Consider the following 16268-nt stretch of genomic DNA (forward strand, 5'->3'; position numbering starts at 1 on the left):
GCCAATCATGACCAGAAACGAAGCCATCGCCCTCACCGCCGGCCGCGACATGTGGTCCACCGCGGAACTGCCCGGCATCCCTTCAGCCAGAATGGCGGATGGTCCGATGGGCATAGCCAGCGGCCGCGTCGATGAACGCGACGTTTCGGTCCTTACCCCCTGCGGCATGTCGCTTGCCGCGACCTTCGACCGCGATCTCGTCCGCAAGGTCGGCGCGATCGTCGGCGGCGAAGCGAAGCGGCTCGGCGTCGATATGGTGCTGGCACCCAACATCAACCTCGTTCGCACACCACTGGCAGGACGCGCCTTCGAAATGTTTGGTGAAGACGCCCTGCTCGCCGGAACCCTAGGCGCGGCCTGGATCGAAGGACTGCAAAGCCGCCATGTCGGCGCGGTCGCCAAGCATCTCGTCTGCAACGACAGCGAAACCCTGCGCGACAGTTATGACGCCCAGGTCGATGAAAAGACACTGCGCGAAATCTATCTGCTGCCCTTCGAAATGGCGGCGAAGGCCGGCTGCGCCGGGATGCTCGCCGCATATAACCGCGTCAACGGCACTTACTGCGCTGAACATGCCGACATCCTGACCCGCATAGTGCGCGACGATTGGGACTATCAGGGCTTCACCGTCAGCGACTGGTTCGGCTCAAAGTCAACCGCGCCCGCCATGATGGCGGGCCTCGACCTGGAAATGCCCGGCCCCGCCCGCTTCTATGGGCAAAAGCTGAACGAAGCAGTCGATGCGGGCGACCTCGACGAAGCGAGAATCCTGACCGCCGCCGATCGCATAGCGCAGGCCGCGCGTCGCTGGGCCGGAGGTGATGCCGGCGCAGCACCAGGCGATCGCACCGAAATCCTCACTGACGCCGCTGCCGCGAGCTTCGTATTGCTGGAAAACCGGGGAGACCTGCTCCCCATGGAGCCGGGCCAGCACCGCCGCATCGCGGTCATCGGTCCGAATGCCGCCGCGCCCTGCTTTCAAGGCGGCACCTTCGCAAAGGTGGCTCTACGCCCCGACGCCGTGGGCGTGGTCGAAGCCCTGCGCGCCCGCTACGGCGCAGACACGCAGATCCTTTTCGAACCTGGCACCGATCCGACGCCCCGCCTGCCCGCGATGCCATCCCTTCCCGCAGAGGACATCGGCGACGGCTGCACGCGCGGGCTGACCGTGTCTTTCTTCAGCAGTCATGATTTCTCCGGCAAGCCATTGTTCCAGGAAACTCGGGACACGAACAGCCTGACCTGGTTCGCTGGGATGCCCGGCATGGACGCCTTCGATCGGCCTGGCGGTGTGCGCGCCGCTGGCCGCTTCACCGCGCCGGTCAGCGGCGATTATCGCCTGCACATCGGGGGGACGGGTTCGGTCACGCTGAGGGTCGATGGCGAAGTCGTCTTCAACGAGAGCCGATTGATCTCGCCCAACGACATCATGGGCGTGCTCAAAAATGGCGACAGCGATCATGTCGTCCTGCCGCTGAAGCAAGGGCGAACTTACCTAATCGAAGCCGAACTGCGCTTGGAGCCAGCCCGCGCACAAGGCCTGTGGTACGGGATCGCAACGCCCGGCGACCCTGAAACACTGTTCGCCCGAGCAGAAGAAGCAGCGGCCCAAGCCGATGCGGTTGTGCTGGTCCTGGGAGAAACATCAGACTCCGGGGTAGAAAGCAAAGATCGCGACACGACGTTCCTCCCCGCTGAGCAGATTGAGCTCGCTAAGCGGGTCTGCGCCGCCAATCCGAACACGGCAGTAATCGCCAATGTCGCCCATGCGATCGATACCGGCTTTGCCGCCGATGCGGCTGCGCTGATGATCGTCTGGTATCCGGGCGAGGAATTCGGCCCCGCGCTCGCTTCGGTCCTGGCCGGAGATCGCGAACCCTCTGGCCGCCTGCCCGTCACCTTCGCTGCCGATGAATCCGACTATCCCGTACTTACGGCGGTTCCGGAAGCGGACGGCAGCTTACCCTATTCGGAAGGCACCCGGCTCGGCTATCGCGGCTTTACCACACGCCCCGCCTATGCGTTCGGTGAGGGCCTCGGCTACGGCCGCTTCGCCTTTCTGGACGCAGAAGTAACCGGGCCGCTCGCCCTTACCGTCACCGTACGCAATGAGGGCAAGCGGGACAGCGCCTGCCTCGTGCAGGTCTATCGAACCGACGACTTCGCACTGGTCGCCTTTGCCAAGCAGCACGTTCGCGCCGGCCAAACCACATCCATCGCCCTTACGGTCGATCCCATCGCCCTGCGTCGGTGGGAGGAGGATGGATGGCGCATACCGCGGATCGCAGTGCCGATAGCGATCGGCGGCTCCTCAATAGAATTGCCGCTGAGGCTGGACCTACCCGTCGCCCTGAACGTCTAAGATGTAATCGGATGCTCGACCGCTGAACCTCGCTTGCGGTCGCCCCAAGCCCGGCCTTGGCGAAAGTGCGCGCCGGCCCAATCCTCAGTTTCCGGCCAACTTCCCCTGGGACGCACGACGGCAGCGCATCAGGTCGCGCAAGTACCCGTCATCGTCACCGAGCATGGCATCAACCCCAATTCGGGTTGCACAACCTAGACTGGACGAGCTTTGCCCGGCCGCCCAAGCCCAGCGCCACTGTGCTGAGCGATATCGCGGCCCAATTCGCTCTAGTTCAGCGCCAGCCCGAGGTTCGATCACGGAAGTCGCCGAACCACACCGATCGCACGACTTCTCTACTTCGCTCGAAGTCAAAAGCTTTGAACTAGCTCAACCCCAAGATCCGGCGGTTCTGCGCTTCATCCACTCCGCTCGCCGCGAAGTCATCAAAGGCGTGCGGCGTCACGCGGATGATGTGATCGCGGATAAAGGGCGCACCTTCTCTCGCGCCGTCTTCGGGATGCTTCAGTGCACATTCCCATTCCAACACTGCCCAGCCGGCATAGTCATATTGCGCCAGTTTCGAGAAGATCGCGCCGAAATCCACCTGCCCATCACCAAGGCTGCGGAACCGCCCCGCCCGCTCCGTCCAAGGTAGATAGCCGCCATAGACCCCGGTTCGGCCATTTGGTCGGAACTCGGCATCTTTCACGTGAAAGCAGCTTATGCGGTCCTGATAGCGATCAATGAAGTCGAGATAATCGAGTTGCTGCAGCACAAAGTGGGAGGGATCGAACAGGATGCGCGCCCGGTCATGCCCATCGACCGCATCCAGGAAGCGCTCGAAGGTCGCGCCGTCATGAATGTCCTCGCCGGGATGGATTTCAAACGCGCAATCAACGCCCTGATCAGCAAACACGTCCAGGATCGGGCGCCAGCGCCGCGCCAGTTCGGTGAAGGCTTCCTCGATCAGGCCCGCAGGCCGCTGAGGCCAGGGATAGACATAGGGCCAGGCGAGTGCGCCGGAAAAGGTCGCATGGGCGGAGAGGCCGAGGTTAGCGCTCGCCTTCGCGGCGAGTTTCACCTGTTCCACGGCCCATGCTTGCCGCGCTGCCGGGTTCCCACGAACCTCCAGGGCAGCAAAGCCGTCGAACAGCGCATCATAGGCGGGATGGACCGCCACGAGCTGTCCCTGCAAATGGGTGGACAACTCGGTCGGTTCGACCCCAAAGGCCGCCAGCCGACCGCGCAGGTCGTCGCAATAGTCTTTACTCTCAGCGGCGGTCTTCAGGTCGATGAGGCGCGGATCGCATGGGATCTGCACGCCCTTGTAACCGAGCGCCCCGGCCCACTCCGCCAGATGGTCGAGGGTGTCGAACGGCGCGTCATCGCCCAGAAATTGAGCGAGGAAAATCGCCGGTCCTTTGATCGTCTTCATAGGCTGACCCACCCTTTGCCATTATGTTCGACACAAGCCGACACGAAACGCATCGACCGTAGTCCTTCCGCGATCCCTGGCAGCAGCGGCGCTTCGCCCCCCGAGATCAAATCTGCAAAATCGCGGTAGAGATTGGCAAATGCCTCCAGATAGCCTTCGGGATGACCAGCGGGCACGCGCACGGAACGGGACGCCCACTCGCCCACATGACCGCTGCCCGCCCAAAGCGTCCGGTCCGATCCATCCGCATCGGTGATGACCAACCGATCCGCCGCCTCATGGCTCCAGCGGATCGCACCCTTTTCACCATAGATGCGGAGCGTCAGATGATTACGCTCCCCGCATGCGATCTGCGACGCAGCAACCATGCCGCGCGCGCCATTGGCGAAGCGCAGCAGCACAGTCATATCATCGTCCAGCGCCCGGCCCGGCACAACGGCCGCCAAGTCAGCATTCACCGCCGTCACCGCATCGCTGGCCACGAACTCGGCGAGATTGAAAGCATGGACGCCTATGTCGCCAATGCAGCCGCCTTGCCCAGCCTGCGCAGGGTCGGTGCGCCAACTCGCTTGCTTGTTGCCGCTCTGCTCAACCGGATCGGACAGCCAGCCCTGGAAATATTCGGCGACGACCTTGCGGACCCGTCCAATCTCGCCTGCCGCGATACGAGCCTTCGCCTCTCGTACCATGGGATAGCCGGTGTAGGTGAAGGTAAGGCCATACCGGCCGCCTTGTGCCAGAAGCGTGGCCAGTTCCTCGGCTTCGGCAAGCGTGGCAGTGGCAGGCTTGTCGCTCATGACGGCGAGGCCAGCCTGCAACGCTGCCTTCGCTGCGGGCAAGTGCAGGTGGTTAGGCGTGGCGATCACAACCATATCGATGCCGTCCGCGCGCTCCCGCTCCGCCGCGATCATTGCGTCCACCGAAGGATAGCTGCGAGCGGCATCGATGCCATAGCTCTGTCCAGCCGCAAGGGAACGCGCCGGATCGGAGGAAAAAGCGCCCGCAACCAGTTCTATCCGCCGGTCCATCTCCGCAGCCAGACGATGGACCGGCCCAATGAAGGCGCCAGGTCCGCCGCCTATCAGCCCCATTTTGATCCTGTCACTCATGCCTTTACCACCTGCTGGTCGATGACGCCGAAGGGCCCGCCTAATGCTTCCATCCGGACCCGGTCGCCAAAATGCAGGAAAGGCGTGCTTGCTGCACCATTGTCAATCATCTCGATCGCACGACGTTCGGAAAGGCAGCAGGACCCCACGCTCTCATAGTCAGTGTTGGAAACGGTGCCCGATCCGATGACCGTCCCAGCGACGAGATCACGGGTCCGCGCGGCATGAGCGATGAGATCGTGGAATCCGAACTGCATCTCCCGTCCATGCGGTTGGCCGAACCATTCGCCATTCAGCGTGACCTGAAGCGGCAGATGCACCCGGCCTTCTTGCCAGGCAGTGCCCAATTCATCCGGGGTCACTGCGAAGGGCGCGGCCGAACAGGCGGGTTTGGCTTGCACCCAACCAAAACCGGTCTTCATCTCCACCGGTGCGATGGCGCGCAGCGACCAATCGTTGATGAGGATGATTAGCTTCACATGGTCCAGCGCCTGTGCGGGTGTGATGCCCATCGGGACAGCATCAGTGATCACCCCAAACTCGCCTTCAAAGTCGATGCCGTCCGCCTCACTGGGCAGCGCCACGTCCTGCTTGCCGGAGAGGAACCGATCCGACATGCCCTGATACATGAGCGGCCGGTCCGTCTCAATCGGAGGGAGATTGAACGCCTCCTGCATCAACTCCCCATGCTGCGGGAAGGCGGAGCCGTCGAGCCATTGCCAGGCACGCGGCAGCGGGGCGAGTAGCCGAACTTGGTCGAGCGGATCACCTTCGCCCTGCTCCAGCCGTTCCGCCATCATCCGAAGCGCGAGCTCGGTTTCCGTCCAGCGCTCGACCGCCTGCTGCAACGTGCCATGCCCAGAAAGGCAACGCTGGGCGTCACGCGAGACGACGATCAGTTCGCCATCCGGCGTGCCGTTCGAACGGGTTGCGAGCCGCATCAGTCTTCGATGATCGCAACGGCGCGGGTCCAGCCGGCTGAAGCGCCCTTTATCTTGTGCGGGAAGCAGCTGATGGTGAAGCCATTCGGCGGCAGCGCTTCCAGATTGTGCAGCTTTTCGAGGTGACAATAGCCAATGTCGCGGCCTGCCTTATGCCCTTCCCAGATGAGCGAGGTGTCGCCGGTTTCTTTCACCTTCTGCGCGGTATAGGCGAAGGGCGCGTCCCAGCTCCAGGCATCGGTGCCGGTCACTCGCACCCCACGCGTAGTGAGGTACATGGTTGCTTCATATCCCATGCCGCAACCGACATTGACGAAATCCGGCCGCCCCAGCGCCATGCCCGCCGCGGTATTGACGAGCACGATATCGAGCGGTTGGAGATTATGGCCGATCCGCTTCAACTCATCCTCAACATCCTGCGCGGTAACGACATAGCCGTCGGGAAAGTGCCGGAAGTCGAGCTTCACGCCGGGGCGAAAACACCAGTCCAGCGGCACTTCGTCGATGGTGATCGCCCGCTGTCCGCCGTCCATCGTGGGATGATAATGATAGGGTGCGTCGAGGTGTGTGCCGTTATGGGTGGTCAGCGTCACCCACTCCGCCGCCGCGAAGCCCTCGCCGCCCGGCGTCTGTTCAGCCGTGACGCCGGGAAAGAAGTGCTGAAGCTCCTTCACAGTCTCCTGATGCGTTTCATACGTGATCTTTGGCCGCATGAAGGGCGGGTCGGAAACGACGTCATTCTCCAGGGTAATCGACAGGTCGATGAAGCGGCGAGTCACGCGGTCTGCCCTCCCAATGTCTCCGCGAACCAGTCGGCGATCAGATCGCGACCATAGGCCATGTTGTCGGCCCCGACATGCTCCACTCCGCCTTCTCGCGGGGTGAAGATGACCATTTCGCGGCGTGGCGAATTGACGAGTTGGTCATAGAGGTCATCGGCATAATCGACACTGATCTGCCGGTCATTCGCGCCATGGGTGACGAGAAACGGCACCTTGATCCGGTCCATATGGCCGTTGAGGTTCATGGCTTCGGACTTGGCAAGGAAGTCCGCCTGATCCTGCGCGCCGAACGCCCAATGGACGTGCGCCCAATAATGCGGGACCGGGTTTTCGCCCTCGCGTGCCATGCGCTTATCCTGCACCTCGCGCCAATTATGGTTCGCGCCCCAAACCGCGCCGCTGGCGAAACGCGGCTCATACGCGACTGCGCGCGGGGCGAAGTGACCGCCAAGCGAGATGCCGGTCATGCCGATGGCGTTCGGATCGACCTCAGGCCGCTGTTCCAGCCAATCAACGGCCTTGCTCGCCCAGCTCTCGCTATGCGGATCGACAGGCAGGTCCTGCAGGCGCAACGCTTCGCCGCTGCCCGGCTGATCGACGCAGAGCGTAGAGATGCCCCGCCGCGCCAGTTCCTGCGGGAGGCGGGTCCAGTAAAGCAGTTCCTTGCAGCTATCGAGGCCATTGCAGAAGACGACAACCGGCTTGCGGCCTTCGCCCGGTGCGCGCGTGAACAGCGCTGGCATCGTGCCTTTGTCGAGGGGAATCTCAACCCGCTCGCGATTGATCTTGCCCAGCGCGGTTGAGCGATCGAACGCCTCACGCGCCTTCGCATAGGTTTCCTTGCGGCCGGGCGCGCCATGACCCTGCATCCGTTCGGCCGTGATCAGGTAGAGCGAGGCGCGCTCCAGCTTGTTGGAGGCGGAGAAGGTGCGGCCCTTCGCTTCATTCTCGGCCGCGAGTTCCAGCAGCTTGTCCCCCATCGCCGCCCATGCCTTCATGAACTGCGGCGTGCCTGCATCCGCGCCGTTCGCGGCGGCGTCCCTGATGGGCTGGCACATGTCGATGATCTCACCGAGTTGCGCGCCGGACTCCATCGCGATTGCGACCGACAGGTTCCAGATGTAATTGGGGAAATATTCAAACAGAGCCATGGATCAGGCTTCCGCCGCCTGGAACAGTCCCTTGTCGGGCTCGGGATGCGGCATGGTCTGCGGTCCGCCTACGCCAATGCCCCACTGGTCCATCACCTTGGGTCCCGGCACATGCACCTTCGCCTCATGCGTGTCGAAGTCCACATTCTCCAGCTCGGATGTATATTCGACAGCGAACCCGGCAGGTGTGGTGAAATAGCTGAAGGTGTTGTTCCCCGCCGTATGCCGTCCGGGTCCCCAGCGGATATCGGTGCCCTTCTGCTTTAAGCGATTGACCCCCACCATCATGTCATCGAGGCTCAGCATGTCATAGGCGACGTGATTGAGGCAGGGCGGTCCGGGCAGGATGGCGATGCGATGATGCGCTGCATTGCAGCGCAGGAAGCACATGAAGTCGCCGAGCCAGTCGCTGACCTTGAAACCCAGCACCTCCACAAACCACTTCACCATCGCCTGATGGTCGGGCGAGTGCAGCACGATATGGCTGATCTTCTGCGGCACGCCTTCCCAGCGGGTGAGTTCGCGCGCCGAGCGGGGGGCGACGTCGCTGGAAATCTCGAAGGTCAGGCCATCGGGCGAGAAGAAGCGAAAGCCATAGCCGCCGCCGAGCGAGGTAAGTTCGCGCGGCGGGAAAATGACCCGTGCGCCCGACGCCGCGACCTTCTCATGCAACGCATCGACACCGGCGCGGCTTTCGGCCGCCAACGCGATCACATCGACGCGCTTTTCCTCGGCAGCGCGAAGGCGGACGACATAGCCCTCCTCGCCTCCATCTGCGGCGAAATAAAGCATTCCGTCCTTTTCGCCGGCTTCAACCAGCTTCCACTGGTCGGCATAGAAGGCGCGCTCCGCCTCCAGATCGGGTACTGCATAGCCCACATAGCGGATTTCGGTGACGCGGCTCATGGATAGCTCTTCCTGAAATGATCAGATGGGTTGGGAAACGACTGCGAACATCTCCGCGGTCGCCTTGTGATTATCGACGGGCGGCCCCTTGCCGATCTGCCCGTGGCAGATCTCCAGCGACTTCTCGACAATGTAGCGGCAGCGTTCGTAGCGGCGGTCGCGATAAGCGACGAAGGCGGCTTCGGGGCTGTCGGCCCTATCCAGCTCCTGAGCCAGGACGATCGCATCTTCAATCGCCATGCCCGCACCTTGGCCCAGATGCGGCGTGGTCGCATGGACAGCATCGCCCAGCAGCACGACGCGACCCTTCGACCAGGGGCCATGGACCATCAGGGCCTCCAGCGGCCGATACACGACGCCTTCATCATCGGCGATCTGCGCGGCGAGGGCCTGAATTTGCGGAGCGGTATTGGCGAGCTTTTCCCGCATGGCAGCAGCTAAGCCCTCTTTGGGGTGATGCGGATTGCCAGGCTCCGGACTGGTGGCGAAGAGATACATCTGCTCCGCGCTCATGGGCACAAGTCCGACGCCGATCGGGCCGTTGTAGACGTGCAGGGCGTCTAGACCGGCGGGGCGCGCGAAATTGTAGCGCCAAACGCCTTGGCCGGTGAACTCCGGCTGCTCCGCGTCAGGCAGGATCATTGACCTCGTCTGCGAATAGACGCCGTCCGCGCCCACGACGATGTCGTATCGGCCTAGGCCTCCGTCGGAGAATTTCACGTCAACGCCCGTGCCATCATCCTTCAGCCTCTCGACTGTCAAACCAAGCCGGATTTCCGCGCCGAGACTTTGGGCCGTCTCGCCCAGCACCTTTTGCAGGGCGCGGCGGCCGATGCCGACATTGGCGGGCTTACCGGGCACTAGGCTGGGCGCAGGGACGCGGGCGACGCGCTCACCGTTAGGGATGTAGATTTCAACCGCATCAAAGCCGCAGGCCGCTTCAAGGAAGGCGTCTAGAACGCCGAGCTGATCCATCGCCCGGACCACATTGGCCTGCTGGATGATGCCCACGCCATAGACGGACCAATTGGGATCGCGTTCGATGACGGTCACGTCATGACCGTGCCGCCGCAGGGCGATCGCTGCGGACAGTCCGCCGATGCCTGCGCCGATAACGAGAGCCTTCATCGTGCGACCTCCAGCTTGGTGGCGGCTCCGCGAGAGGGGCGGTCGAGGAACAGGAAGACCAGCAGCGCCAGCACCAGCCCGATAATGCCCGCCGCCATGAAAGCGCCCTGCATCGTGCCGGTCGCGTCGTTCAACTTGTGGACGAGCCAGGGCGAGGAAAACTGGCCGAAGAAGAAGCAGGCGGTCCAGGCGCCCATGCCGCGTCCGCGATGTTCGAAGGGAAGTTTGGTCTGCGCCCAGGCGATGAGCGACGGCACGGCCATTCCTGCGCCCGTTTGCTGCACGATCAGGGCGGCGATCATCCATTTTGGGGTGGTGGCGATGCCGATGCCGAGCAGGCCGATGCCCAAAAGCATGAAGAAAGTAGCGAGTTGAACGGAATTTCTGTGGCCGCCGAGGGCGCGGAAAATGATGGCGCCGGGGATCACGAAGAGGCTTGGCAACGCTGTCATGGCGCTGAGGGTCGAAGGGTCGCTGACGCCGACTTCGCGGAAGGCGAGGCCGCCGTTGATGATGAAGACATAATAGAGGCAGGAGGCGCAGAGGGTCACAAGGCCAAGGAGGGCGACGGGCCGCCAGGGAAATGGGGTGGAGGCGCGGGCGCGATGATCGATTTCCGCTACGGTATGGCCTTCCCGCTTGGGTTCGAACAGCCAGGCGAGCATGGCCAGGAAGATGGGGAAGGCGATCAGATAGACGAGGAAGATGCCGTTCCAGCGCATCGCCGTGGCGGGACCGGAAAGCGCGATGACGCCGCTCGCCAGAAAGGGTCCGGCCACGCCCTGAAGCATCAGCCAGTCGCGGCGGCCTTCATCTTCCCAATAGTCGCCGATCAGCGTGTTGACGACGGTGAGGATGGCGGCTTCGGCAACGCCCAGAAGCAGGCGGGAGATGAAGACGGCGCTGAGGCTGTCGAGAAAGAAGGGCGCGGTGCCGACGACGCCATAGAGCAAGGTCGCGCCGATCAGCAGCGGACGCCGCCCGATCCTGTCGACGAACCAGCCCGCAAAGGGTGCGATGAGGGCGATGGTGAGGCCGGGTGCGGACACCATCATCGGGACTTTCCACCGCGCGTCGGGGTCTGCCGCGAAATGATCGATGATGGCCGGAACAGCCGGGAACATCGAGACGATCGCGAAGATCGGCAGGAAAGCGGCGGTCACGATGGTGATGCCCTGCGGCACCAGCGTCAGACGCCTGAAAAAGGACAGCAGCCGCAGCATCTTCCCTCCAAACTCCAATTCTATTATTAGAATATTGATTCTTTTTTGACGCGCATCACGGCACCTGTCAAGCGTCGAACAGCTTGGCGGGCAGCAAGCGCGCAAGAAGCGCGACGAGCAGCAGCAAGCCAGCCAACACGCCTGCGGTCGCGGTGAATGCGGCGCGGGTAGGTTCTGCCTCATGCGCGCCATTGGCAAGCCAGAGGAACAGCGCGCCGACACTGGCCGCGCCTATTGCGCTGCCCAATTGCTGCACGGCCTTCAACACGCCGCCCGCCGCGCCGGCATGCGCCTTGTCGATTCGGGACAGGGCTATGGGGGTCAGGGGACCAGCCAGCATGCCCATGCCGAGCCCCGCCAGCAGAAGCGCGAGCCCGAGCGGGAGCGCCTGCCCCCCCGCCGCGAATACCGGCACCAGCGCGACGATCCCGGTGATCATGCAGCCAGCGCCCAGCAGCAGCACGTTGCGGCCGAGCTTCGGCACAAGTCCGCGCCCGATGAAACCGACGCCGAGTCCCGCGCCGATCGCGAAGGGAATATGCGCGACGCCCGCCGTCAGCGGGTCCATGCCGAGGCCGATCTGCAACACCAGCATCATTGATAGCAGGAGCCCCGCCGTGGCGGTCGCAAAGATCAGCGAAGCGGCGACGCCAATCCCGAAGCTGCGCTGGCGGAACAGATCCGGATCGAGCAGCGCCGATCCGTCTCGCGCCGTCCGGCTCTTCAGGTAACGCAGCGTCGTCACGAACAGCGGCAACACCGCCGCCAGCAGCGCCAAGCACCAGAGCGGCCAGCCCAGCTCACGCCCGATCGCCAGCGGAAAGATCAGCGCAAATAGCGTTGCGACGACAAGCCCATTGCCTGCCCAGTCCATCCTGAGCGGATGCGCCGAGCGGCCGACGGGCAGGAATTTCAGCGCCGCGATGACCCCCGCCACGCCCAAGGGCGCATTGATGAAGAAAATTGGTCGCCAGCCCAGGCCCGCGATGTCCGCGTCGATCAACGCGCCGCCCACGATCGGCCCCAGAATGGCGGAAACGCCGCCGAGCAGGCCGAACATGCCGAGCACCCCGACACGTTCCGAAGGGCCGTAGAGCAGCTGGATCATCGCCAGCACCTGCGGGGCCATCAGCGCGGCTGTCGCCCCTTGCGCGATCCGGGCCAGCACCAGATGCAGCGCATCGTCCGCGAGCCCGCAGGCAACCGAACTCAGCGCAAAGCCGCTGATCCCAATCAGGAACATCCGCCGATAGCCGTAAAGATCGCCGAGCCGCCCGCCGCTGATCAAAAGCATGCCGAAGGCCAGGGCATAGCCCGCGACGATCCACTGCACCGCCAGCACGCTCGCGTTCAGATCGCTGCGGATCGCTGGCACCGCGACATTGACGATGGTGCCGTCCAGCACATCGACGACAAAGGCGATGATGAGCGTGCCGAGCGCCAGCCGTCGCTGCCCGTTGCTGAGGGACGCGGCCGCTTGCGCCGCGTCCTGCGTGAGGGCGGTCAAAGCGCGCCTTCCTTCAGCATATTTACCGCCGCGTCGCAGGCGCGCGCCGTCAGCGCCATGTAGGTGAGCGAGGGGTTCTGACAGGCCGATGAGGCCATGGCAGCCCCGTCGGTGACGAACAGATTGGGGACGTCATGCGCCCGGTTCCACTTGTCGAGGACGGAGGTGGCGGGATCACTACCCATGCGCGCGCCGCCCATTTCATGGATGGAGGAGCCCCCTGCCCCCGGTTGGTCGAAACCGAACAGATAGGTGCCGCCTGCGGCCTCCAACATGGTCTTCGCCTCCGCCTTGGCATCGGCCAACGCGGCCAGTTCATTAGCGCCGTGCGAAAAGGCGATGTGCAGGGCGGGCATGCCGTAAGCGTCCTTCTTCACCGGATCGAGCGTCAGCCGGTTGGCCGCGCGCGGCAGGCTTTCAGCATAGGTGACCAGCACCATTTTCCAGGGGCCGATCTTGTGGAGATTGTCCTTCATCTCCGCGCCGATGCCCGGCATCCGCTTGCCCTGCGTCCAGGTGGATTGCAGAGCGCCGCCCTGATAGCTGTAGCCGCGCGTGAAGCCTTTTCCGTCCGGCCTGTCCATATTGCGAAAGCGCGGGATGACGATGCCGGTCGGCCGGTTGCCATAGCTGGTCCGGTCCTCAAAGCCGTGCATCAACGCGACGCCCGAAAGGGTCGAGGCATGGTCCATGATATGCGTCCCCAGCACGCCTGAACTGTTGGCAAGGCCGTTGGGGAAGAGGTCCGAACGGGAGCGCAGCAGGATATGCACGCTGTTGAAAGCGCTTGCGTTCAAGAAGATCATCCGCGCCGTCGCACGCATATGCTTGCCGGTGGCGGTGTTGAGGATCAGCACGCCGGTCGCTTTCCTCGTTACCGGGTCGATTTCGACGCGATCAACGATGCTGTCGGTCACAAGGGTCAGATTGCCCGTCGCCCGCGCGGCCGGAAGGGTCGAGCTTTGGGTCGAGAAATAAGCGCCATAGCTGCATCCGCGCGCGCAAATGGAGCGGTACTGGCATTTCGCCCGCCCCTCCTTTTCCTGCGTCAAATTGGCGGTGCGGCCGATGGTCAGCCGCCGTTCCGGCCAGTGCTGGCCAATGACGCCGCGCACATGTTCCTCGACGACGTTGAGCGCCATGGGAGGCTGAAAATGGCCATCGGGAAGCGAGGCCAGACCTTCGGCCGCGCCGGAAACGCCGACGAACTCCTCCACCTTGTCATACCAGGGCGCGAGATCGGCATAGCGGATCGGCCAGTCGCTGCCATGCCCATCGGCCTTGTTCGCGCCGAAATCATAGTCGGACCAGCGATAGCATTGCCGCCCCCAGGTGAGCGACCGGCCACCGAGCTGGTAACCGCGCCACCAGTTGAACGCTTGGCCCTGCGCCACCGTATAGGGGTTGAGATCGTCGCGGACGAAATGATGCTGCGTGAATTCGGTGAAGTGGCGGTTGCCGGATTGGACCGGATAGGTTTTCAGATACTCCTCCGCATCGCCCATGCCGCGAAAAGGCAGGTCCCATGGGGCAAGCATCTCTGTCTTATACTGCCCATGCGGCTCATCGGGGCCGCGTTCGACCAGCAGCACTTTGAGGCCCGCTTGGGTCAGTTCCTTGGCCGCCCAGCCGCCGGTGATGCCGGAGCCCACGACGATCGCATCGAAGGTCGCGCTCATCCGAAGTCCACCGCCGTCCAGTCGCTGGAAAAGGCGCGGTCGTTCGGGCCGATGGGAATATCAGGGTCCCATCGTCCCGGCACCAGTTCATAGCGCAGTTCCTGGGAGCCGCCGATTTCCGAGGTGTAATAGCCGGTCAGGATCAGTTCCTTGATCTTGTGCCAGGGGTCGCCATCATGGCCGGGGGTGAAGGCTGCCGCGTCCAGTTCGGCGAGCAGCGCATGTTGGCGCGCAGGGGACAGGCTGACGAAATCGCCGCCTGCCTTGGCGTTCAGCTGAGCGCCCACGGCGTCTAGATAATGGAGGCCCTTTGGAGTTTGGGACGCGACCGAGCGACCGATGGCATAGGGGCCGACCGGCTCCTCCGCCGTGCCAGCCTGTCCATGGCTGAGCGCGAGCAGCAGCCAATCGGGGACCTTTGCGGCCAGTGCGCCGGGCGTACCCGTGGCAGGGACGACAAGGTCGCTCAGCCGTTCGGCCAGGGCACGCTGACGGTCGTCGGCGGTGCCCGCTTCGCCTGCCGCATGGCGTTGCCACAGGGCCAGCGGCGTGCCCGCGCCAAGCGCCAGCAAGAGCGACGCGCCGATCAATTGACGGCGGTCAAGATGCGACCCCTGGGTCGCGCTTGTCGATAAGGGCTTCATTATCCCGCCTCTCCGGAACGGCTGTTTTCGAATTAGTATTGCTGTTCTATTATTAGCGAGGCTGAGGTGGGGAGGTCAAGAGGGCGGATGGCGGATAGAGGGAGTGGAAAGGGTATATGTCGTGGGGCGCCGGGTGCTTCGCTCAGAAACGATCGGAGACTCGGGCTTCGCCGCTGGCTGAGTTCCCCGCCTGGAGGAGCGGCGAGCGCCTTGACTGGAATTATCATTCTAATTATCAACAGCGCCGAGCCTGGTAGTGGATCGCAACGGCATTCACTTGGGAAGTCGGCGTTGCAGATCAGCATATGCCTTCATGCTGCAGGCCGCTTTGTCCTTTCGGGGATGAGTGGCGCTGCGTGTCTGCACAGCCGCCCATCCCCGGACAGATTGGGAGACGATGATGCCGGATTATGTGCGCAACCTCTGGTATATGGCCGCCTGGGACCATGAAGTGCCGGACGGCGGCATGCTTTCGCGCGTGCTGCTGGACGAGAAATGGATGATCGGGCGACTGTCGGACGGCAGCTATATGATGCTGGCTGATCGCTGCCCGCACCGCTTCGTTCCGCTCAGCAAGGGGCGGTTGGAAGAGGATGTGGTCCATTGTCCTTATCATGGGCTGGGCTTTGACCGGACTGGCGCCTGCGTGCACAGCCCCTTTCCCGGCCCGCCGCCGGAGCATGTCCGCGCTCGCGCGATGCCGGTCGTGCATCGTCACAGGGGCCTCTGGTTCTGGCCGGGCGATCCGGAGAGGGCCGATCCGGCGCTGATCCCCGATTTCGCCTTTGTCGATCGGGATGGCATGCAGCGGAGCCGGCTGGTGATCCGCGGCCATTATGAATTGCTGACCGACAATCTCATGGACCTTACCCATGCGGAATTCATTCACGTGAAGAGCTTTGGCGTGAACGGATCGATCTTCTCGGGGCGGCAGTCCGTCGTGACGGATGAGAGCGGGGCGATCTGGAACAATTGGGATATGGAGGATGTGACCGCACCCATCTGGGCGGCGGCTTTGCTGCGCGAGGGTCAGGGTGTCGATCAATGGCTGTATATGCGTTGGCATGCGCCTGCTTCGATGGCGCTAACGGTAGGGCTGGCGCGGACCGGGACGGAGCGCAAGGATCTGGTCGTGCCGCAGATGGTCAATCCGCACATCGTCACGCCAGAGACCCGCAGCAGTTCGCATTATTTCTACGACCATGAAGCCACGCCCGAGGCCGAGGCGCTGGCGCGGCAGGTGTTCGTGGAGGAGGATGAACCGATGATCGAAGCCGCGCAGGAAGCCTTAGGCGACCGCGACTTCTGGGAGGCACGCCCCGCTATCCTGCAGACCGATGCCGGAGCGATACGTGCGCGGCGGCGGCTGATGCAGATGCGGCGGGCGGAAATGGAGAGCATTGGGATGGAGTGACGCCT

13 protein-coding genes are annotated in these 16268 nt (G+C 63.5%); 2 read left to right on the top strand and 11 right to left on the bottom strand.

The window, feature by feature from the left end; genetic code table 11:
- Window positions 1-7 precede the first annotated feature (7 nt).
- Entirely contained in the window at window positions 8-2362 is a 2355-nt protein-coding gene (locus tag ACZ5Y5_RS15965) for a glycoside hydrolase family 3 C-terminal domain-containing protein (RefSeq protein ID WP_464811475.1), read from the top strand.
- Window positions 2363-2726: 364 nt separating this feature from the next.
- Here the strand turns inward: ACZ5Y5_RS15965 and ACZ5Y5_RS15970 are convergent, their stop codons facing one another.
- The 11 genes from ACZ5Y5_RS15970 to ACZ5Y5_RS16020 form a co-directional block, all read right to left on the bottom strand.
- On the bottom strand, window positions 2727-3779 hold the full coding sequence (locus ACZ5Y5_RS15970) for a sugar phosphate isomerase/epimerase family protein (RefSeq protein ID WP_464811476.1): 1053 nt from the start codon (window positions 3777-3779) through the stop codon (window positions 2727-2729).
- The gene (locus tag ACZ5Y5_RS15975; protein WP_464811477.1) at window positions 3776-4888 is read right to left on the bottom strand and encodes a Gfo/Idh/MocA family protein; all 1113 of its coding nucleotides are present in this window, start codon (window positions 4886-4888) and stop codon (window positions 3776-3778) included. The genes ACZ5Y5_RS15970 and ACZ5Y5_RS15975 overlap by 4 nt, the downstream gene beginning before the upstream one ends.
- Window positions 4885-5829, bottom strand: a complete 945-nt coding sequence (locus tag ACZ5Y5_RS15980; protein ID WP_464811478.1) for a fumarylacetoacetate hydrolase family protein — start codon at window positions 5827-5829, stop codon at window positions 4885-4887. Before ACZ5Y5_RS15980 ends, ACZ5Y5_RS15975 begins: the two co-directional genes overlap by 4 nt.
- Entirely contained in the window at window positions 5829-6608 is a 780-nt protein-coding gene (locus ACZ5Y5_RS15985; protein ID WP_464811479.1) for a cyclase family protein, read from the bottom strand. The genes ACZ5Y5_RS15980 and ACZ5Y5_RS15985 overlap by 1 nt, the downstream gene beginning before the upstream one ends.
- Entirely contained in the window at window positions 6605-7762 is a 1158-nt protein-coding gene (locus ACZ5Y5_RS15990; RefSeq protein ID WP_464811480.1) for an alpha/beta hydrolase family protein, read from the bottom strand. Before ACZ5Y5_RS15990 ends, ACZ5Y5_RS15985 begins: the two co-directional genes overlap by 4 nt.
- Before the next feature lie 3 nt (window positions 7763-7765).
- Window positions 7766-8668 carry a VOC family protein gene (locus ACZ5Y5_RS15995; protein ID WP_464811481.1) on the bottom strand — a complete coding sequence of 301 codons (903 nt, stop codon included), beginning with the start codon at window positions 8666-8668 and terminating at the stop codon, window positions 7766-7768.
- A gap of 21 nt (window positions 8669-8689) precedes the next feature.
- Window positions 8690-9796: an FAD-dependent oxidoreductase gene (locus ACZ5Y5_RS16000; protein ID WP_464811482.1), complete on the bottom strand. Its 1107-nt coding sequence runs from the start codon at window positions 9794-9796 to the stop codon at window positions 8690-8692.
- Window positions 9793-11019, bottom strand: a complete 1227-nt coding sequence (locus ACZ5Y5_RS16005; protein ID WP_464811483.1) for an MFS transporter — start codon at window positions 11017-11019, stop codon at window positions 9793-9795. Before ACZ5Y5_RS16005 ends, ACZ5Y5_RS16000 begins: the two co-directional genes overlap by 4 nt.
- Window positions 11020-11086: 67 nt before the next feature.
- A complete protein-coding gene (locus tag ACZ5Y5_RS16010; RefSeq protein ID WP_464811484.1) occupies window positions 11087-12526 on the bottom strand; it encodes an MFS transporter in 1440 nt (479 codons plus the stop codon).
- Entirely contained in the window at window positions 12523-14205 is a 1683-nt protein-coding gene (locus tag ACZ5Y5_RS16015) for a GMC oxidoreductase (protein ID WP_464811485.1), read from the bottom strand. The genes ACZ5Y5_RS16010 and ACZ5Y5_RS16015 overlap by 4 nt, the downstream gene beginning before the upstream one ends.
- Window positions 14202-14849, bottom strand: a complete 648-nt coding sequence (locus tag ACZ5Y5_RS16020) for a gluconate 2-dehydrogenase subunit 3 family protein (RefSeq protein WP_464811486.1) — start codon at window positions 14847-14849, stop codon at window positions 14202-14204. Before ACZ5Y5_RS16020 ends, ACZ5Y5_RS16015 begins: the two co-directional genes overlap by 4 nt.
- A gap of 400 nt (window positions 14850-15249) precedes the next feature.
- Here ACZ5Y5_RS16020 and ACZ5Y5_RS16025 point away from each other — a divergent pair, with 400 nt between their 5' ends.
- Window positions 15250-16263 carry a Rieske 2Fe-2S domain-containing protein gene (locus ACZ5Y5_RS16025; RefSeq protein WP_464811487.1) on the top strand — a complete coding sequence of 338 codons (1014 nt, stop codon included), beginning with the start codon at window positions 15250-15252 and terminating at the stop codon, window positions 16261-16263.
- The last annotated feature ends 5 nt before the right edge of the window (window positions 16264-16268 follow it).

Source organism: Sphingobium sp. TomTYG65, assembly GCF_055395525.1.